This is a genomic window from Dietzia sp. 2505 (genome assembly GCF_040546785.1).
GTDB lineage: Bacteria > Actinomycetota > Actinomycetes > Mycobacteriales > Mycobacteriaceae > Dietzia.
Window position 1 is genome coordinate 141,825 of record NZ_JBEPON010000001.1, and the last position, 19,734, is coordinate 161,558.

The 19,734-nt window shown below is 71.4% G+C and carries 17 protein-coding genes; 9 read left to right on the top strand and 8 right to left on the bottom strand.

From position 1 onward, the window contains the following. Positions 1-112 precede the first annotated feature (112 nt). The 3 genes from ABIE38_RS00660 (at position 113) to ABIE38_RS00670 (ending at position 3,823) form a co-directional block, all read left to right on the top strand. The gene (locus ABIE38_RS00660) at positions 113-1,138 is read left to right on the top strand and encodes an iron ABC transporter substrate-binding protein (protein WP_354053543.1); all 1,026 of its coding nucleotides are present in this window, start codon (positions 113-115) and stop codon (positions 1,136-1,138) included. Positions 1,139-1,286: 148 nt separating this feature from the next. Continuing rightward, entirely contained in the window at positions 1,287-2,753 is a 1,467-nt protein-coding gene (locus ABIE38_RS00665) for an ABC transporter permease (protein ID WP_354053544.1), read from the top strand. Further along, positions 2,750-3,823, top strand: coding sequence for an ABC transporter ATP-binding protein (locus ABIE38_RS00670; RefSeq protein ID WP_354053545.1), 1,074 nt, complete (start codon positions 2,750-2,752; stop codon positions 3,821-3,823). The genes ABIE38_RS00665 and ABIE38_RS00670 overlap by 4 nt, the downstream gene beginning before the upstream one ends. Here ABIE38_RS00670 and glpK read toward each other — a convergent pair whose 3' ends face one another. Further along, a complete protein-coding gene (glpK, locus tag ABIE38_RS00675) occupies positions 3,824-5,383 on the bottom strand; it encodes a glycerol kinase GlpK (protein WP_354053546.1) in 1,560 nt (519 codons plus the stop codon). A 79-nt stretch (positions 5,384-5,462) separates the two neighbouring features. Between glpK and ABIE38_RS00680 the strand changes: the two genes are divergently transcribed. Then, positions 5,463-7,238, top strand: coding sequence for a glycerol-3-phosphate dehydrogenase/oxidase (locus ABIE38_RS00680; RefSeq protein ID WP_354053547.1), 1,776 nt, complete (start codon positions 5,463-5,465; stop codon positions 7,236-7,238). A gap of 97 nt (positions 7,239-7,335) precedes the next feature. Here the strand turns inward: ABIE38_RS00680 and ABIE38_RS00685 are convergent, their stop codons facing one another. The 5 genes from ABIE38_RS00685 to ABIE38_RS00705 form a co-directional block, all read right to left on the bottom strand. Beyond that, positions 7,336-9,123, bottom strand: a complete 1,788-nt coding sequence (locus ABIE38_RS00685) for an acetyl/propionyl/methylcrotonyl-CoA carboxylase subunit alpha (protein ID WP_179524761.1) — start codon at positions 9,121-9,123, stop codon at positions 7,336-7,338. Between the two features lie 165 nt (positions 9,124-9,288). After that, on the bottom strand, positions 9,289-9,969 hold the full coding sequence (locus ABIE38_RS00690; protein WP_354053548.1) for a Maf family protein: 681 nt from the start codon (positions 9,967-9,969) through the stop codon (positions 9,289-9,291). Between the two features lie 21 nt (positions 9,970-9,990). Further along, positions 9,991-10,422 (bottom strand): cupin domain-containing protein, encoded by a 432-nt coding sequence (locus ABIE38_RS00695; protein ID WP_354053549.1) that lies wholly within the window; start codon positions 10,420-10,422, stop codon positions 9,991-9,993. A 131-nt stretch (positions 10,423-10,553) separates the two neighbouring features. Further along, positions 10,554-10,835, bottom strand: coding sequence for an acyl-CoA carboxylase subunit epsilon (locus ABIE38_RS00700; RefSeq protein ID WP_354053550.1), 282 nt, complete (start codon positions 10,833-10,835; stop codon positions 10,554-10,556). After that, complete coding sequence (locus ABIE38_RS00705) at positions 10,832-12,481, bottom strand: acyl-CoA carboxylase subunit beta (protein WP_182609609.1); 1,650 nt, start codon at positions 12,479-12,481, stop codon at positions 10,832-10,834. The genes ABIE38_RS00700 and ABIE38_RS00705 overlap by 4 nt, the downstream gene beginning before the upstream one ends. A gap of 106 nt (positions 12,482-12,587) precedes the next feature. Between ABIE38_RS00705 and ABIE38_RS00710 the strand changes: the two genes are divergently transcribed. The 5 genes from ABIE38_RS00710 (at position 12,588) to ABIE38_RS00730 (ending at position 17,274) form a co-directional block, all read left to right on the top strand. Then, on the top strand, positions 12,588-13,466 hold the full coding sequence (locus ABIE38_RS00710) for a biotin--[acetyl-CoA-carboxylase] ligase (RefSeq protein ID WP_354053551.1): 879 nt from the start codon (positions 12,588-12,590) through the stop codon (positions 13,464-13,466). Positions 13,467-13,469: 3 nt separating this feature from the next. Beyond that, entirely contained in the window at positions 13,470-14,033 is a 564-nt protein-coding gene (locus ABIE38_RS00715) for a PH domain-containing protein (RefSeq protein ID WP_354053552.1), read from the top strand. Positions 14,034-14,055: 22 nt separating this feature from the next. Next, on the top strand, positions 14,056-15,342 hold the full coding sequence (locus tag ABIE38_RS00720) for a 5-(carboxyamino)imidazole ribonucleotide synthase (protein WP_354053553.1): 1,287 nt from the start codon (positions 14,056-14,058) through the stop codon (positions 15,340-15,342). Positions 15,343-15,372: 30 nt separating this feature from the next. Next, entirely contained in the window at positions 15,373-15,885 is a 513-nt protein-coding gene (purE, locus tag ABIE38_RS00725; RefSeq protein ID WP_354053554.1) for a 5-(carboxyamino)imidazole ribonucleotide mutase, read from the top strand. Between the two features lie 219 nt (positions 15,886-16,104). Then, complete coding sequence (locus ABIE38_RS00730; RefSeq protein ID WP_179524769.1) at positions 16,105-17,274, top strand: acyl-CoA dehydrogenase family protein; 1,170 nt, start codon at positions 16,105-16,107, stop codon at positions 17,272-17,274. Positions 17,275-17,426: 152 nt separating this feature from the next. On the opposite strand, the gene ABIE38_RS00735 is transcribed toward ABIE38_RS00730, so the two are convergent. Together ABIE38_RS00735 and ABIE38_RS00740 are read right to left on the bottom strand one after the other, a co-directional pair. Further along, entirely contained in the window at positions 17,427-18,113 is a 687-nt protein-coding gene (locus ABIE38_RS00735) for a TIGR03089 family protein (protein ID WP_354053555.1), read from the bottom strand. Between the two features lie 37 nt (positions 18,114-18,150). Then, a complete protein-coding gene (locus ABIE38_RS00740; protein ID WP_354053556.1) occupies positions 18,151-19,704 on the bottom strand; it encodes an LCP family protein in 1,554 nt (517 codons plus the stop codon). Between the last annotated feature and the right edge of the window lie 30 nt (positions 19,705-19,734).

A 19,734-nucleotide genomic window follows, 5' to 3' on the forward strand; every position in this document is an offset into this window, starting at 1 on the left:
GGACCTGCACTGATCCCGCGCCGGTGGACCGGGGTTAAGGGGCGAATTAGATTAGGCTAAGCTCATCTCCGGTGCCCGTGCCGGGGCACCGGAACCGTGAGGAGAAACCGTGATGATGCGACGCCGTCTCGCCGCGCTCGCCGCAGCCGGTTCGCTCGTGGTGGGTCTGGCGGCCTGCACCACGGACGACACCGGGAACGACTCGGACGCGCTGGTGGTCTACTCAGGCCGCAGTGAGAACCTGGTCGGCCCGTTGCTGGCGCAGATCGAGGAGTCCACCGGGCTCGACATCGAGGTCAGATACGCCAGTACCCCCGAGATGGCCGCGCAGATCGCCGAGGAGGGCGAGGCCAGCCCGGCCGACATCTTCTTCTCCCAGGACGCCGGCGCGCTGGGCGCACTGTCCAAGGAGGGGCTGCTCGCGGAGCTCGACGACGCGACCATCGACGTGGCCCCCGCCGAGTACCGGGCCGCCGACGGAACGTGGGTCGCGACGAGTCTCCGCGCCCGCGTCCTGGTCTACGATTCCGAGGTGCTCGAGGAGTCCGACGTCCCGGACACCATCGACGCGCTCACCGACCCCGAGTGGAGGGGCAAGGTCGGCTACGCCCCCACGAACGCCTCGTTCCAGTCGTTCGTCACCGGCCTGCGGGTCGATCGCGGCGACGAGGCCGCCGAACAGTGGCTCCGCGACTTCCTGGCCAACGAGCCGAAGACCTACGACAACAACAACGCGCTCCTCGAGGCCGCCGACACCGGCGACGTCGAGCTCGGACTGACCAATCACTACTACTGGTACAACAACGCCCAGGAGAAGGGCGAGGAGAACATGCGGGCCCGAGTCCGGTACATGGCCCAGGGTGATCCCGGTGCGCTGGTCAACGTGGCCGGGGTCGGCGTGCTGGCCTCGTCGGACCGCTCGGATGACGCCCTGCGCGTGGTGCAGGAACTCCTCGGTGAGCAGGCGCAGCTCTACTTCCTCGAGGAGTCCAGCGAGTACCCGGTGGTGCCCGGCATCACCTCGGACGACGTCGATCTGCCCCCGATCGAGACGCTCGGAGGCCCCCAGATCGACCTGGGCGACCTCGACGGACTCGAGGAGACCCAGCAGATGCTCACGCGCGTGGGCATGATCTGACGGGACCGTCATAGACCTCCGGACCCGTCTGCGTGGCGGCCGCCCCCTACTCGGGGCGGCCGCCACGCTCGCGTGCTCCGCGGCCGTCATCCCGCTGGTCTACCTGTTCATCCGAGCGGGTGAGCGGGGTCCCGCCCATGCGATCGAGGTGGTCCGGTCAGGCCGCTCGGCCGAGCTGCTCGTCAACACCGTCGTCCTCGTCGTCCTCGTCACCGCGGCGAGCGTGGTGGTGGGTGTCGCACTCGCGTGGCTCACCGTGCGGACGGATCTCCCCGGTGCGCCGGTGGTCGGCGCTCTGCTCTGCGTGCCGCTGGCGATGCCCTCCTACGTCCTGGGATACCTGTGGGTCGCTGACTTCCCCGGGGTCATGGGTCTGACGGGATCGGTCATCGTGTTGACGATCTCCTGCTACCCGTACGTCTTCCTCCCCGCGGCCGCGGCGCTGCGGACCGTCGATCCGGGTCTGGAGGAGGTCGCCAGGACCCTGGGACGGGGATCGGTCAGGGCCGTACTCGGTGTGACGTTGCGTCAGATCCGGCCCGCGGTCGCTGCCGGCGCACTGCTGGTGGCGCTGTACACGCTCTCCGACTTCGGGGCGGTGGCCATGTTGCGGTACGAGGCGTTCACCGTCGGGATCTACCACAGCTACCGGGCCTCGTTCGACAGGGTGCCCGCTGCGGTCCTGGCCTGTGTGCTCGTCCTGGTGGCGCTCGTGGTGATGGTGGGTGAGCGGCGGGCCCGGCGGGGTGAGGTGGCCAGGGTCGGCTCCGGTGTGGACTCTCTTCCCGACCGGGCCCCGCTCGGACGGTCGATGACGCCGGCACTGGTGATGGTGGGATTCGTTCTGGCCGGCGGCGTACTCGCCCCGCTCGTCGGGCTGGTCCGGTGGGTGCGGGCCGCCGCCGAGGTGGACGTGTCGTGGGGCCCAGTCCTCGGTGCGGCGGCCACCACCGCGGGGGTGTCGGGCATCGCCGCGCTGGTGACGATCGTGCTGGCCCTGCCCATCGGCATCCTCGCGGCGCGATCGAACGGCCCGCTCGCCCGGACCACCGAGGCGGTCGCCCAGATCGGCTTCGCCCTCCCCGGGATCACGGTGGGGCTGGCCGTGGTGTTCGTGGGGATCCGGTTGGTCCCCGGTCTGTACCAACAGGTGCCCATGCTCGTGTTCGGGTACGTGGTGCTGTTCCTCCCGCTCGCCGTGGGAGTGGTCCGGTCCGCGATCGGCGCGATCCCGACCGCGCTCGAGGACGCCTCGGGGGCGCTGGGGTCCGGCCGGTTCCGGACCTTCTTCCGCGTCGTCGCACCGCTCGCGATGCCGGGCGTTCTCGCCGGGGGCAGCCTGGTGTTCCTCAGCGTGGCCAAGGAACTCCCCGCGACCCTTCTGCTGCGCCCCACGGGGACGGAGACCCTGGCCTCCGCCATGTGGGCCCACACCGAGGTGGCCGCGTACTCACAGGCCGCTCCCTACGCCGCGATGCTGGTGGCCGTCGCGGTGATCCCCGCCGTGGTGCTCGGCCGGTCGTTCGGGTGGGGTGCGGGAGGGTCCGGCCGAGGCGTCCCGGCACGGACCGCCATCTCGGCCCGTTCGGAGGAGACACAGGTGAGTGCCCCATGACGGTGAGGAAGCGCGCCGGCGGAGTGCTCGAACTTCGCGGGGTGGCCGGCGGGTACGGCGGGACCACCGTCGTCCGGGACCTCGATCTGACCGTGGGCTCGGGTGAGGCACTGGCCGTTCTCGGTGCGTCCGGGTCGGGCAAGACCACCGTCCTGCGCATGATCGCCGGGCTCCACCCGGTCTCGGCAGGACGCATCCTCGTGGACGGCCGCCGCGTGGACCCCCTGCCCGCCCAGCACCGAGGGATAGGTCTCGTCCCCCAACAGGGCGCACTGTTCCCCCACCTGTCCGTGGCCCGGAACGTCGGCTTCGGACTCGTCCCGGTCTATCCCGTGGCGCGGTGGCGCAGCCGCGCCGAGCGGGCGGCACGGGTCCGTGAGGTCCTCGAGCTGGTCGGGCTGGCGGACCGCGCCGACGAGCGTCCCTCCCGTCTGTCCGGCGGGCAGCAACAGCGGGTCGCGCTCGCACGCGCCCTCGCCCCGGGCTCGGGCCTGATCCTGCTGGACGAACCGTTCAGCGCGCTCGACGCCGCCCTGCGGGGACGGGTCCGCGCGGAGGTCTCGACACTGCTCGCGGAGTCCGGCGCGACGTCGGTCCTCGTCACCCATGACCGCGCGGAGGCGCTGGCCACCGCCGATCGGGTCGCCGTGCTCATCGACGGCCGCCTCGCCCAGGTCGACACCCCCGAACGGCTGTACCACCACCCGGTGAGCCGCGAGGTCGCCCAGCTGGCGGGGGAGGTCGTCCTGCTCCCGGCCACCGCGGACGGCGGGGTCGCGCACACCACCATCGGGGCCGTCCCACTCGACTCGCCCGCTCGCGGGGTCGGCACCGTCCTGTGGCGCCCCGAGAGCCTGACTGTCCGTCGGGTAGGGGCGGAGGGGCACGGCGTGTGCACCGGCGTCGAGTTCGTCGGCGCGTCGACCCTCGTCCGGATGTGTGTCGACGGGACCGAGCAGAGTTTCGCGGTCCCGGTCTCCGGTGGGGAGGTCTTCGAGGTGGGGGCCCGGGTGGAGGTCACGCCGTTGCGTCCCGCCGTCTTCCACGCGGGGCCCCCCGTGCCCGCCTGATCAGCTCTCGGTGGCGGCCCAGCCCAGCGTCCGTTCGACGGCGTCGTTCCAGCGGCCCCACAGGCGCGCGCGCTCGTCCTCGGCCATGCGTGGCTCCCACCGCCGGTCCTCCCGCCACAGCTCGCGGAGCCGGTCGGGGGAGTCCCACTGGCCCACCGCCAGTCCCGCGGCGAAGGCGGCACCCAGCGCGGTGGTCTCGGTGACCTCGGGCCGGATCACGTCGATGCCCAGGATGTCGGCCTGGAACTGCATCAGGTAGTCGTTGACCACCATCCCGCCGTCGACCCGCAGCGCCTCGGCGGTCTCGCCGGCGTCGGCGGCCATCGCGTCGGTCATCTCGCGGGACTGGAACGCGGTGGCCTCGAGCGCCGCCCGCGCCAGGTGTGCCCGGGTGTGGAACCGGGTCAGGCCCACCAGGGTGCCGCGCGCGTCCGGACGCCAGCGAGGGGCGAGGAGTCCGGAGAACGCGGGCACGAGATAGCAATCGCCGTTGTCCTCCAGTGACTTCGCCAGTTCCTCGGTCTCCTCGGCGCTCGAGATCACCCCGAGGTTGTCCCGCAGCCACTGCACCAGCGAGCCCGCCACCGCCACGGAGCCCTCCAGCGCGTACACCGGGTCGGCGTCCCCGAGCTTGTAGCAGACGGTGGTGAGCAGCCCGTTGTCGCTGAACTGAGGGGTGGTGCCGGTGTTGAGCAGCAGGAACGCGCCGGTCCCGTAGGTGTTCTTGGCGTCGCCGGGGTCGAAGCAGGTCTGGCCGAACATGGCCGCCTGTTGGTCGCCGAGGATCCCCGCGATGGGGGTCCCTCCGAACATGCGCCGCTCGGTCACGTGACCGATCACCCCCGAGGACGGCACGATGTCGGGCAGCATCGCCCGCGGCACCCCGATCTCGCGGCAGAGCTCGTCGCACCACTCCAGGGTCCGCAGATCCATGAGCAGGGTCCGGGAGGCGTTGGTGACGTCGGTGACGTGAAGAGCCGGTTCGCCATCGGTCCCGCCGCGGCGGCCACCGGTGAGATTCCACACCAGCCACGAGTCGATGGTCCCGGCCAGCAGTTCGCCGGCCTCGGCCCGCTCGGTGCCGCGACGGCCCTCGGAGTCGAGGTGATCGAGGATCCACCGGATCTTCGGACCCGCGAAGTAGGTGGACAGAGGCAACCCGGTGGCGTCCCGGAACCGGTCGTCGCCCTCGGGGTGTCCCTCCGCCAACCGAGCGCAGATCCCGGAGGTCCGGGTGTCCTGCCAGACGATCGCGTTGTAGACCGGCTCACCGGTCTCCCGCTCCCACACCACCACGGTCTCCCGCTGGTTGGTGATGCCGATCGCGCTCACCAGCGCCGGTTCGAGGTCGGCGTGGCCGGCCACCTGGGCCATGGCCGTCCGCACGTTCTCCCAGATCTCCAGCGGGTCGTGCTCCACCCATCCGGCCCGCGGCAGGATCTGCCGGTGTTCGACCTGGGCGGTGGCCGCGGGCACCGGCAGGCCGTCGTGGTCGAAGAGGATGGCCCGCGAGGACGTGGTCCCCTGGTCGATCGCGAGGATGAACGTGTTACGCGTCACGTCGTCAGACTACGTCCGCCCGGGCGTAGAGTCGGGCGCGACCGGCCGGAATCCGATACCCGGCCCCGGAGGGAGCACGATGCCCACGATCAGATCACGGTCCGTCCTCGGTCCCGAACGCCGGGCCGAGGCATGGCGGAGGTTGTCGGAGGAGTCCTTCGACATCGTGATCGTGGGTGGTGGTGTGGTGGGCACCGGCAGCGCGGTCGACGCCGCCACTCGCGGCCTGAGTGTCGCGGTGGTGGAGGCCCGGGACTTCGCCGCCGGGACATCCTCGCGCAGCTCCAAGATGTTCCACGGCGGGCTGAGGTATCTGGAGCAGCTCGACTTCGGGCTCGTCGCCGAGGCCCTCCACGAGCGCGAGCTCAGCATGACGCGACTGGCCCCGCACCTGGTCAAACCGCTCAAGTTCCTCTTCCCGCTCACCCGCCGGTTCTGGGAACGTCCCTACATGGCCGCGGGGTTCGTCCTCTACGACCTCATGGGCGGCGCCAAGAGCGTCCCCCCGCAAAAGCACTACAGTCGCGCCGGTGCACGACGCGTGGCGCCGGGTCTGCGTGAGGACGTCGTGGTGGGGGGGATCCGGTACTGGGACACGTTGGTCGACGACGCCCGTCACACCCTCACGCTCGCCCGCACCGCCGCCCTGCACGGCGCGGTGGTCGCCAACTCCACGCAGGTGATCGGGTACCTGCGGGAGGGCGAACGGGTGACCGGCGTACGGGTCCGCGACGCCGAGACCGGCCGTGAGACCGACGTCCGCGCCGGGGTGGTGCTCAACGCGGCGGGGGTGTGGACCGACCACCTGCAGGAGATGCTGGGCGAGGAGGGCGGCTTCACGGTCCGTGCCTCCAAGGGGGTCCACATCGTGGTGGACCGTGACAAGGTCGACTCGGAGGCCGCCCTCATCCTGCGTACCGAGAAGTCGGTGCTCTTCGTGATCCCCTGGGGCGAGTACTGGATCATCGGCACCACCGACACCGACTGGCAGCTCGATCTGGCCCACCCGGCGGCGACGGGCGCGGACATCGACTACATCCTCGGCCACGTCAACGCCGTGCTCACGACCCCGATCGGGCGGGACGACGTCCGCGGTGTGTACGCAGGGCTGCGCCCGCTGCTCTCGGGCGGCGCCGACTCCACCGCCAAGCTCTCGCGGGAACACGCGGTGATGCGCGCGGCTCCCGGGGCCGTGGTGGTGGCGGGCGGCAAGTACACCACCTACCGGGTCATGGCGGCGGACGCGGTCGACGCAGCGGTGGCCGAGTTGGGACCGGAGCGCGCGGAATCCGTCCCGGCCTCCACCACCGATCGCATCCCCCTCCTCGGCGCCGACGGCTACCCGGCGATGGTCAACCGCGCGGACCGGATCGCGGACCACTACGAGATCAGGGAGGAGCATGTCCAGCACCTGCTCGACCGCTACGGTTCGCTTCTCGAGGACGTGTTGGACCTGGCGGCGGACCGCCCCGATCTGCTGGAGACCCTCGACGGCGCCGATCGCTACCTCCGGGTCGAGATCGTCTACGCCGCGCTCGCGGAGGCCGCGCTGCACCTGGAGGACGTCCTGGTCCGCCGGACCCGGATCTCCATGGAGTACCAGCACGGAGGGGTGGCGTGCGCCCGAGAGGCCGCGCAGCTCATGGCGGAGGTGCTGGACTGGGATACCGACCGCGTCGAGCGGGAGGTCGAGATGTTCGAGCAACGGGTCGCCGCCGAGCTGGCCAGCCAGGTGACCGACTCCGACGACGAGGCGGACGGCTTCCTCCGCGGCGTCCCAGAGGTCCGCGAGTTCCTGGTCGAGGCGGCCGTCGATCCCGCGAGCGCAGAGCCGGTCGTCGACCACCCGGCCTGACCGGGAGCCTGACCGAGAGCCTGACCAGGGGCCGGTGGGGCCGGGCGCGCGGCGGTGGGCCGACGACGCCGCCCGGGTGGACGGCGCCGTCAGCGGCTCACTTGATCTCGCAGAGCACCGTTCCCTGGGTGACCGCGGCGCCGGCGTCCACGGACAGGTCGGTGACGACGCCGTCCTTGTGGGCGGTGACCGGGTTCTCCATCTTCATGGCCTCGAGCACGGCGATGAGCTCACCGGACTTGACTTCCTGGCCCTCCTCGACGGCCACCTTCACCACGGTGCCCTGCATGGGGGCCGAGACGGCGTCCCCGGAGGCGGCGGCGCCGGCGGCCCCGCCGCGGGTGCGGGCCTTGGCCTTGCGGCGGACGGTGCCACCGTTGTGCGACCCGCCGAAGGCCAGGTCACCGGGAAGCGAGACCTCGACGCGGCGGCCGTCCACCTCGACGACGACCTTCTTGCGCTCGACCGGCTCGTCGTCGTCGGCGGGGGCGCCGGTGGCGCTCCACGGCTCGATCGGGTTGTCCCACTCCTCCTCGATCCACTTGGTGTAGACGTCGAAGCCCTTCCCGTCACCCACGAAGGCGGGGTTGGCGACGACGTGGGCGTGGAACGGGATGACGGTGGCCATTCCCTCGACGGTGAACTCCGCGAGGGCACGGGCCGACCGCGCGAGCGCCTGGTCGCGGTCCTCGCCCCACACGATCAGCTTCGCCAGCATCGAGTCGAACTGGCCACCGATCGTGTCGCCCTGCTCGACGCCGGAGTCGACGCGGACGCCCGGCCCACTGGGCTCGTGGTAGCCGGTGATGGTGCCGGGGGCGGGTAGGAAACCGCGGCCGGCGTCCTCACCGTTGATGCGGAACTCGAAGGCGTGGCCGCGCGGGGTCGGGTCCTCGGTGAACTCGAGCACCTCGCCCTCGGCGATCTTGAACTGCTGCAGCACGAGGTCGATGCCCGCGGTCTCCTCGGTGACCGGGTGTTCCACCTGGAGGCGGGTGTTGACCTCGAGGAAGGAGATCGTGTCGCCCTGGACCATGTACTCCACGGTGCCGGCGCCGTAGTAGCCGGCCTCCTTGCAGATGGCCTTGGCGGAGTCGTGGATCCGCTTGCGCTGGTCGTCGGTGAGGAACGGGGCGGGGGCCTCCTCGACGAGCTTCTGGAAGCGGCGCTGCAGCGAGCAGTCGCGGGTTCCGGCGACGACGACGTTGCCGTGCTGGTCGGCGAGGACCTGGGCCTCGACGTGACGCGCCTTGTCGAGGTACTGCTCGACGAAGCACTCGCCGCGACCGAAGGCGGCGGTGGCCTCACGGGTGGCCGAGTCGAAGAGCTCGGCGACCTCGGACATCTCGTGGGCGACCTTCATCCCGCGCCCGCCGCCACCGAAGGCGGCCTTGATGGCGATGGGCAGTCCGTACTCCTCCGCGAACTTCACGACCTCGTCGGCATTGGCGACCGGGTCCTTGGTGCCGGCCGCCATCGGAGCCTTGGCGCGCTCGGCGATGTGGCGGGCGGTGACCTTGTCGCCGAGGTCGCGGATGGCACTCGGCGGCGGCCCGATCCAGATCAGTCCGGCGTCGATGACGGCCTGCGCGAAGTCGGCGTTCTCGGAGAGGAAGCCGTACCCGGGGTGGATGGCGTCGGCCCCGGACTTGGCGGCGGCGTCGAGGATCTTGTCGAAGACCAGGTACGACTCCGCGGAGGTGGTGCCTCCCAGGGCGAAGGCCTCGTCGGCCAGCTTGACGAACAGGGCATCGGCGTCGGGCTCGGCGTACACGGCCACGCTGGCCAGACCGGCGTCCTTCGCCGCGCGGATCACACGTACAGCGATCTCGCCGCGGTTGGCGACGAGGACCTTGGTGATGTGAGAGCTGGCATGACTGGGCACTCAGGGCCTCCTGGTGATGGACGTCTCTTAGACCGGTGCGCCCGGTAGGGGCACCGATATTCTCCAGCAGTCTAATGAGAGGCCCCCCTCATGTGTGGGATTGGGGGTCCAAGGGCTGGCCGATGGGGGCGGGACGGGCACCTCGCCGCCTCTCTGACCTGCTGTTCAGGTGCGGAGCTCGGGACGCCACAACTGGTGGGCGTGGATTCCGGCGGCCTCGAGGAGGCGCCGCAGCAGCGGCAGACTGAGTCCGATGACGCTCGACGGGTCGCCGTCGATCCGGTCGATGAACCAGCCGCCGAGCGACTCGATGGTGAAGGCGCCCGCGCACTCGAGGGGTTCGCCGGTGCGGAGGTAGACGTCCAGGTCGGCGTCCGACGGCGCGCCGAAGTGAACGGTGGTGTCGGAGGTGTCGGTCCCACTACTGCTGACGACGAGGGGTCCGTCGCCGGTGAGGTCGGCGACCATCAGGGCGTGGCCGGTGATCAGGACCCCGTGACGACCGCGCATCTTCCGCCACCGCTCCATCGCCCGCTCGTAGGTGTGAGGCTTGCCCTCGAGCCGGCCGTCGACCAGGAGCATCGAATCGCATCCCACCACGACGAGCGTGTCGGCCCCCGCGGTCCGGGCCTCGGCCGCGAGGGACTCCCCCTCCCGTCCGAGGACGTCCTCCGCCTTCGCGCGGGCGAGCTCCTCCACCACGCGCACATGCGGGGTGGCCGCGGGGAGTGCGGCCTGGAGGGCGTCCTCGTCGACCTGCGGGTGTCGGATGAGCGGGTCCACGCCGGCCTGCTGGAGGATCCGCAGGCGGGATGGGGAGGCCGAGGCGAGGACGAACGTGATCATGGGCCCAGCGTAGCCAGGGCCTCAGGTCCGCGGCAGCAGCATGGTGACGGTGAGCGTGGTGGGGTCGATCGCGCGCACCGAGTGCCGCAGCCCCGCGGTGAGGTGGAGCATCTCGCCGGGCAGCAGGACGACCGTTCGGTCGGGGAGGCCGAACGCCACCCGGCCCCGCAGTACCTGGACCAGGATCGGGTGGTGGGCCGCGTGGTCGCCGAGCTCGTGACCCTCCGCGAACTCGAACGCCACGATCTTCGCGGTCTCGTCGTCGTGCACGACGGAGGCCCGCGGCCGGTTCTCGAACGGCTCGGCGCGACCGATGATGTCGGTGAGGTGGGTGGCGGTGCCCTCGGTGGTCCCGGCGCGGCTGCCGTGATCACGGTCGTCACGCGCGGAGGTGCGGCCGGAGAGGTTGTGGTCAGGGGCGGTGTGGTCGGGGGCGGTGGACTCGTCGGACACGCGGCGCCTCCTGGTGGTGGGTGTGCGCAGACACCGCAGCCGCCCCTGGCTCTGCACTCCGGCCCGCGCTTCGGTGCGCGCGGGCGTGCAGGGCCGGGGGCGGCTGTGTGGTGCTGCCGGGGATGGTCGGGTCAGTACTGGCGGCGGTTGAGGAACGACGTGGGGTTGTACCCGAACGGCGGCCGTAGTCGGTCCTCGTAGGACCCCCAGTCGTCCTTGATGCCCGTGGGGAACTCGCCCTCGTGCACGGCGTTCCCCTGCGCGGTCGCGAGCACGGCGGCCAGGACGCCCACCTCGACCGCGGTGGGGTTGCCGCGCACGATCTGGAAGAACGGCGCTGCGGCCTTGTCCTCCGCGGCCTTGTCCGCCGAGGCCTTGTCCGCCGAGGCCTGCTCCTGCTCGGCGGCGGTCACAGCGGGATGTTCCCGTGCTTCTTGGCGGGCACCTCGACGACCTTGCGGTCGAGCAGGCGGAGCGCCTGGGCCACCTGCAGCCGGGTGTGCGACGGCGGGATGACGGCGTCGACGTAACCCCGCTCGGCGGCGACGTACGGGTTGACGAGGGTGTCCTCGTACTCGGCCTGGAGCTTGAGTCGGAGCGCGTCGACGTCGTCCCCGTTCGCCGCGGCCTGCTTGAGCTGGTCGCGGTAGACGAACCCGACGGCGCCGGACGCGCCCATGACGGCGATCTCGGCCGTCGGCCACGCCAGGTTGATGTCGGCGCCCATGTGCTTGGACCCCATGACGTCGTACGCGCCGCCGTAGGCCTTGCGGGTGATCACGGTGACCTTGCCGACGGTGGCCTCACCGTAGGCGTACAGCAGCTTCGCGCCGCGGCGGATGATCCCGTCGAACTCCTGGCCCGTGCCCGGCAGGAAGCCGGGGACGTCGACCAGGGTGAGGATGGGGATGTTGAAGGCGTCGCAGGTGCGGACGAAGCGCGCGGCCTTCTCCGAGGCCTTGATGTCCAGGCAACCCGCGAACTGGGTGGGCTGGTTGGCCACCACGCCGACGCTGCGGCCCTCGACGCGGCCGAACCCGACGATCACGTTCATGGCGTACTGCGCCTGGGTCTCGAGGAACTCGCCGTCGTCGACGATGTGCGAGATGACCTCGTGCATGTCGTACGGGCTGTTGGAGGAGTCCGGGATGATCGTGTCCAGCTCGTGGTCCTCGAGGGTGAGGTTGTCCTCGATCGCGCCCTCGGTCGGCGGGACCGGGAAGCGGGGAGCCTCGGCCCGGTTGTTGCTGGGCAGGTAGGACAGCAGGTCCTTGACGTAGTCGAGGGCGTCCTGCTCGTCGTTCGCGGTGTAGTGCGAGACGCCCGACTTGGTCATGTGCGTGGTGGCGCCGCCGAGCTCCTCCTGGGTGACCTCCTCGCCGGTGACCGTCTTGATGACGTCCGGGCCGGTGACGAACATCTGCGAGGTCTTGTCGACCATCACGGTGAAGTCGGTGAGGGCGGGGGAGTAGACATGGCCACCTGCGGAGGGACCCATGATCAGGGACACCTGGGGGATCACGCCGGATGCCTGGACGTTGCGGTGGAAGATCTCGCCGTAGAGGCCGAGCGAGACCACACCCTCCTGGATGCGGGCGCCGGCGCCGTGGTTGATGCCGATCATCGGGCGGCCGGTCTTGAGCGCCAGGTCCATGACCTTGACGATCTTCTCGCCGTAGACCTCACCGAGGGAGCCGCCGAAGACGGTGGCGTCCTGCGAGAACACGCACACGCTCCGGCCGTCGATGGTGCCGTACCCGGTGATGACACCGTCGCCCAGCGGCCGACGCTCGGCCAGGCCGAAGGTCGTGGCACGGTGGCGGGCGAGCGCGTCGATCTCGACGAACGAGCCCGGATCGAGCAGGTTCTCGATCCGCTCGCGGGCCGTCATCAGGCCCTTGTCGTGCGTCCTGTCGACCGCGGCCTGTCCCATCGGTGCGCGGGCTTCGTCGAGCCGACGACGCAGCTCGGACAGCTTCCCGGCGGTCGTGTGGATGTCGGGCGTCGCAGCGTCGGTCTGGACGTCGTCACTCACGTCCGGTTCTGAGGCAGTCGTCATGTTGTAAGACTCTAACGACTCGGGTGGCTCCGTGGCGACGTGACCCGGTGTACTCCCCCGACACCGACCCCGCCGTCGGGCGGGGTTCGGACCTACTCTGGACGTCGTGCACGCAGACCCCGGACCCGAATCGCCGCGCCCGCTCGACGCCGTTGCCCTCCGCCGGGAGCTGGTCGAGGGGCCGGGTGCGCCGTACACCTCGCTCGAGGTCCTGGAGGAGATCGGGTCGACCAACGCCGAGGCGATGAGGCGAGCGTTGTTGGGTGCCGCGGACCGCAGTGTGCTCCTGGCCGAGTACCAGGCGTCGGGACGCGGGCGGCTCGGGCGCACGTGGACGGCGCCTCCGCGGACCCAGGTGGTGGTGAGCGTCCTGCTGCGGCCCGGCTCGGTCTCACCCACCCTGTTCGGGTGGCTGCCCCTGGTCACGGGTCTCGCGATCCGGGACGGGCTCGTGGCGGCGGGCGGGGTGGACGCCACGCTCAAATGGCCGAACGACGTGCTCGTCGACGGGAGCAAGATCGCGGGGATCCTCTCCGAGATGACGGGCGTCCCCGCGGAGGGGGACTTCGAGTTGCGCCTGCCCGCGCTGGTGGTGGGTGTGGGGATCAACGTGACACTGACGCGGGAGCAACTCCCCGTCCCGCACGCGACCTCTCTCGCCCTCTCCGGTGGGACTACCGACCGTGACGCCGTCGCACGGGCGGTCCTCGAGGCCCTGGCGCACCGGCACGAGCAGTGGCGTCGATGCGAACGCGGGAGCGGATCGACCATCTCGGACGAGCTCATGGCCGAGTACTCGGCGGCCTGCTCGACCGTCGGCGCCGAGGTCCGCGTCGAACTGCCGGGCGACGTCGTGCGGACCGGTCGAGCCGCACGGGTGGACAGGGAGGGCCGCCTCGTCGTCGTCACCCCGGACGGGGAGCTGTCCGTGGCCGCCGGGGACGTCACCCACGTGCGTCCGGCCGCCGGCCGGTGGGGCGGCTGACCAGTGGGGTTCGTCCGTTCGGTCGTCACTCCGGGGGAGACGCTGATCGTCCACAGTCATCCGCACTGGCGAGCGCTCGTGCGCCCCGGGTTGGTGACGGTGATCGGCGCCGGTCTCGCCGGGATCGCCGGGGGGTTCATCGAGACGCAGGTGGTGCACTCGGGGGACCGGGTCGCGACCTGGGCGATGGTCGCGGGGATCTACCTCCTCGTGGTCCTGCGCTTCGGCCTGTGGCCCGCGCTGCGGTGGGCGCGCACCGACCTCGTGGTGACCGACGAACGCGTGCTCTACCGGCCGGCAGGGTCGACGCGACGGTGCGTCGACGTGCCGTTGCGGCGGATCAGTGCCGTGCGGTTCCGGCACACGCTCACCGATCGGGCCCTGGGCACCGGGTGTCTCATCCTCGAGTGCGGGCACCTGCCCCCGGTCGAGATCGACCATGTCCCCGCCGTGGCGCGGGTCCACGCCACGGTCTACGACGAACTGCTCCGTCTGCCCCCGGTGCCCCCGCCCGGCCCGCTCGCCCCGCCACCCCGCTTCCGCTGGGGGCTGCCGGGGCGGCGGTGACCTCCCCACCACGCGTGAGAACATGGACCACGTGAACGACGACTCGCGCATCCGCCGCAATCCCCTCGGTTCGCCCGTCGTGGCGATGATCGGAGGCGGGCAGCTCGCCCGTATGACCCACCAGTCGGCGGTGGCGCTCGGACAGACCCTGCGCGTCCTCGCCGCCGACCCGCAGGACCCGGCTGCGCAGGTCACCCCCGACGTCGTGATCGGCGCCCACGACGACCCGGACGCGGTCCGGGGTGTCGCGGCCGGCGCCGACGTGATGACCTTCGACCACGAGCACGTGCCGCCGGAGATCCTCGTCGAGCTCGAGTCCGCCGGCGTGGCCGTGCGGCCCCGGGCCTCGGCGCTCATCCACGCCCAGGACAAGCTGGTCATGCGCCGCGCGCTCGAGGAGATCGGGGCGCCGATCCCGCCGTTCACGGCGGTCGATTCGGTCGAGGACGTCCGGCGATTCCACGGCGAGCAGGAGGGGCACATCGTCCTCAAGGCCGCGCGTGGCGGCTACGACGGCCGCGGCGTGTGGATGCCGGGCTCGCTGGAGGAGGCCGAGCGCATCGCGACGGAGCAACTCGACTCCGGTGTTCCGATGATGGCCGAGGCGCGGGTGCCGTGGACCCGGGAGCTCTCCGCGCTCGTCGCCCGCTCGCCGTTCGGCCAGGGGGCGGTGTGGCCCGTCGTGGAGACGGTCCAGCGCGACGGTATCTGCGCGGTGGTGGTGGCACCGGCCACCGGGCTGCCCGACGATCTCCGCTCCGCGGTCCAGGCCACCGCCCTGCGCCTGGCCGAACACCTCGACGTCACCGGGGTGATGGCGGTCGAACTCTTCGAGGTCACCGGTTCCGACGGCCGCCCGGGTGTGCTGGTCAACGAACTGGCGATGCGTCCGCACAACTCCGGCCACTGGACCATGGACGGAGCCACCACCAGCCAGTTCGAGCAGCATCTGCGGGCCGTTCTCGACTATCCACTGGGCTCCACCGTACCGACGGCTCCCGTGACCGTGATGGCCAACGTGCTCGGTGCGGCACGGACCCCGGAGATGAGCATGGACGAGCGGGTGCACCACCTCGGGGCCCGGTTCCCGCACGCCAAGGTCCACCTCTACGGGAAGTCCGAGCGGCCGGGGCGCAAGATCGGGCACGTCAACGTCCTCGCCGACCCCGGGGTCGACCCGGATGACGCCGACCAGGTTGCCACGGTCCGCGCGGTGGCCGAGCACGCCGCCCACTGGCTGTCCCACGGGGAATGGGCCGACGGCTGGGACCCCCACACGGGGGCGCCGGTCGGCGACTTCGACCGCTGACGCCACCTCCCTTCGACGAAAGGCACCACCATGACCGCACCACAGGGCGGGCCGCAGGTCGGTCTGATCATGGGCAGCGACTCCGACTGGCCGACCATGGAGGGGGCCGCGGAGGCGCTCGCCGAGTTCGGGATCCCCTTCGAGGTGGGCGTGGTCTCGGCGCACCGGACCCCGCAGAAGATGCTCGACTACGCCCGCTCGGCCGCGGGCCGGGGTATCCGGGTGGTGATCGCCGGTGCCGGCGGGGCCGCACATCTGCCCGGGATGGTCGCCTCCGCCACCCCGCTCCCGGTCATCGGTGTTCCGGTGCCCCTCAAGCACCTCGACGGTATGGACTCGCTGCTCTCGATCGTGCAGATGCCGGCGGGGGTGCCCGTGGCCACCGTGTCGATCGGCGGGGCCCGCAACGCCGGGCTCCTGGCGGTCCGGATCCTCGCCGCCTCCGACCCCGCGCTCCGGTCCCGGATGGAGGGTTTCCAGGCCGATCTGGAGGCGATGGTGGAGCACAAGGACGCCGCGCTGCGGCAGAGCCTTCTGGGCTGATCCACCCCGTCCTCCGCGGCCCTGTCCGCCCGGCCCGGGGGGCCCGCCGCCCGGGAGGGGCGAGCGGTGCGCGACTGGTAACTTGGATGGCCGGGCGCGGCACGTCAGACCCCGCGGCGATATCGACGGTGAAGGTGCGTCGTCGGCATCGCCGGGAGGTGCCCCGGACGGTGTCCGCCGCGCGATCAGCACCGACGATTCCCTCTTGGAGGACCGCACATGTCCGGTAACCCCGACTTCGACCTGTACCAGCCCGCGGAGGAGCACGAGGAGCTCCGCGCGGCGATCCGTGCCCTCTCCGAGAAGGAGATCGAGCCGCACGCCGCGGACGTCGACGAGAACGAGCGGTTCCCGCAGGAGGCGCTCGACGCGCTCAACGCCTCGGGCTTCAACGCGGTCCACGTGCCGGAGGAGTACGGCGGGCAGGGCGCGGACTCGGTCGCGGCGTGCATCGTCATCGAGGAGGTCGCCCGCGTGTGCGGTTCGTCCTCGCTGATCCCGGCCGTGAACAAGCTCGGCACGATGGGCTTGATCCTGGCCGGTGGTGAGGACCTCAAGCAGCAGGTCCTGCCCGGGATCGCCGAGGGCGCGATGGCCTCGTACGCACTGTCGGAGCGCGAGGCCGGGTCTGACGCCGCGGCCATGCGCACCCGCGCCCGCCAGGACGGCGACGACTGGATCCTCAACGGCGGCAAGGCGTGGATCACCAACGGCGGCAAGTCCACCTGGTACACCGTCATGGCCGTGACGGACCCCGAGAAGGGCGCCGGCGGCATCTCCGCGTTCATGGTCCACGCCGACGACGAGGGCTTCGGCGTCTCCAAGACGGAGAAGAAGCTCGGTATCAAGGGCTCGCCCACCGCGGAGCTCTACTTCGAGAACGTCCGCATCCCGGGTGACCGGATCATCGGCGAGCCGGGCACCGGCTTCAAGACCGCGCTGCAGACCCTGGACCACACCCGCCCGACCATCGGCGCGCAGGCCGTGGGCCTCGCCCAGGGCGCGCTCGACGCGGCGATCGCCTACACCAAGGAGCGTAAGCAGTTCGGCAAGGCGATCTCGGACTTCCAGAACACCCAGTTCATGCTCGCCGACATGGCGATGAAGGTGCAGGCCTCCCGCCTCATGGTGTACACGGCCGCCGCCAACGCCGAGCGCGGCAGCGCGCCGGGTGGGCAGAAGCTGGGCTTCATGGCCGCGGCGTCCAAGACGTTCGCCTCGGACGTCGCGATGGAGGTCACCACCAACGCCGTGCAGCTCTTCGGCGGCGCGGGCTACACCCGCGACTTCCCGGTCGAGCGCATGATGCGCGACGCCAAGATCACCCAGATCTACGAGGGCACGAACCAGATCAACCGCATGGTCATGGCGCGTCAGCTCCTGGGCTGATCCGCCCGCCGGGCCTCGCCCCGAGCCCTGAGAACAGCCCCGGCCCGAGCCCAGAGATCCGCTACTCCGAGGCCGGATCCGCTACCCGCCGGCGGGTAGCGGATCCGGCGCCCGGGTAGCGGATTTCCTTGTTGTGGGGGGTGCCCAGACGGTCAGAGGGTCAGGGTGGTCCGCTCCGTGGTGGCCACGTCGGCCACCTCCCGCGCATCCGGGTCCGCGCCGGTGACCAGGACGGCGGAGCCCCCCGAGGCGAGGATCCGGGCGAGGACGCCCACGACGTCGTCCCGCTCGCGGCCGGCGACGAGCGCGCGGCCCGACAGGGCAGGGTCCGTCAGGTGCTCGGCCGACCTCCCGTCCAGGGCGGACGGACCCTGCCCGGACGGTATGAACGCATCGGGGTGGATCCGGCACGACTCGGCCAGGTCGATGACGCCCGGGGGGACGTCCACGCCGCCCGCGGCCAGCGGGCGACCCATCGGGTCGGTGGTCATGAGGAGCGTCTCGACGTCGGCCGGGTGGCGTTCCAGGCGGTCGGCGGTGGTGATCACCGCCACGGCGTCGTCGGCCTGCCCGGTCCGCACCTCGGCCCCTGCCCACCAGACGCCCAGGAGCACCCCGGCGGTGAGCCAGTGGGCCGGGAGGTCGCACACCACGACGTCGCCCGGGGCCACGCCCACCTCGTCCCGCAGGAGCCCCGCGATCTTGGCGGCCCAGTTGGCGGTGGAGGTCACGGACAGCTCGATCCGGGACGGTGCGCCGAGGTCGTAGTGCGTGATCAGCGGCGCGCCCGGGTCCGCTGCGAGGAGCGGCTGGAGCACGGTGTCTGCGGCGGTGTTCACGGGTCGTCCTCCGGACGGTCGGTCGGGTGCGGCTCGGTCAGTTCACGCAGGGGACGTCCGAACCACCGGCGTCGAAGGTCGGGCGCTGCGCGATCGACGGTGGCAACGGGGCGTAGGTGGTGGTCTCGGGGGAGTAGGACTCGGTCGCGGAGGCGTCGCCAGTGGGACCGCTGTAGTCCTCCGCCAGGACCACGCGGACCGCCCCGGGGGGTACCGCGGGATCCACCTGGACGGGCAACCCGCCCAGCGCGTCGGAGACCGCGAACGCCGACGGGTCGTCGGCCGAGCCGGCGGCGACGTGGGAGGTGTACGCGGCGGCCGGATCGGTGAGCAGGTCCCCGACGGCGTACCCGAGTTCGGACAGGGAACCGGAGACCCGGGCCGCGAGACCGTCGATCGCGGTGGTGTTGACCACCGAGACGGTCACGGCGGCGGGGTCCACCCCCGGAGTGCCAGTCTGTTCCGGTTCCTCCTCCGCGTCGTCGGTGCTGGCGAATCCGCCGACGAACTCCGCGACCTGGTCGGGGTCGACGGTGACGATGGACTCGCCCCACTCGGTGAAGGAGTCGATGCTCGTGACCGGGATGGTCTCGAACCGCACGTTCCCGCCGCTGATGTCCTGGAGCTTCATCGCGAAGTCCACGAAGTCCCAGTTCTCGTCGATGACGAACGACCGTCGGGCCGCGTCGACGAGCGCTCCGAGCTTCGTCGGGTCCGCGAGGGTGCCGGCGGACAGGGTCTTCTTGACCAGCTGGGACATGAACGCCTGCTGGCGGACGATCCGGTCGAGGTCGCCTGCGGGCAGGTCGTGCCGTTGACGCACGAAGCTCAGGGCGTCTGACCCGGACACGGTCTGGACCCCGGCCCGGAAGTTCGCACCGGACAGCGGTTCGTCGACGTCCTCGTTCAGGCACACCGGCACGCCACCGACGGCGTCGGTGAGCAGGACGAATCCCAGCAACCCGATCTCGGCGTAGTGGTCGGCCTGCACGCCGGTGAGATCGCGGACGGTGTTGATCAACCCGTTGCGGCCGGCCTGGACGGCGTCGCGTTGGTCCTGCTCCGTGAGCGCACCGTCGGGGTCGGCGGCCACGGCCTGATCGAGGTACGTCTGTTTGTATCCGGCGTAGACACCGTTGATCTTGCTTCCCCCGATCTCGCGGGTCTCCACGTAGACGTCCCGTGGGATCGAGATCGCGGTGGCCGAGCTCCCGTCCTCCGGGATCCGGATGAGCAGGATCGTGTCCGTGTTCTCGCCCTCGTCCTCGCCGGTCCGGACGGTGGCCAGTTCCTCCTGGCTGAGCGCGTTGCCCTGCGCGTCGGTGCGGTTGTCCGTCCCCACCAGGAGGATGTCGACGGCGCCGTCGAGCCCGCCGTCCCCCACGTCGAGCCCTCCGGCGGAGGACAGGTCGGAGCTCAGACCGTTGAACAGCGACCAGCCCACGCCGGTCACCAGGAGACAGAAGACGGACGCCAGTGCGGCGAGGGTACGGGCGATCCGCGAGCCCAGCGGGCGGGAGGGGGTCGCGTGGCGCCGACCGCGCCCGGGGGCGGGTGCGCGCCGGGGCGTCGCTGGTAGCTCGGCGCTCATCCACCGTCCTTGTCGTCGAATCGGGGCGGT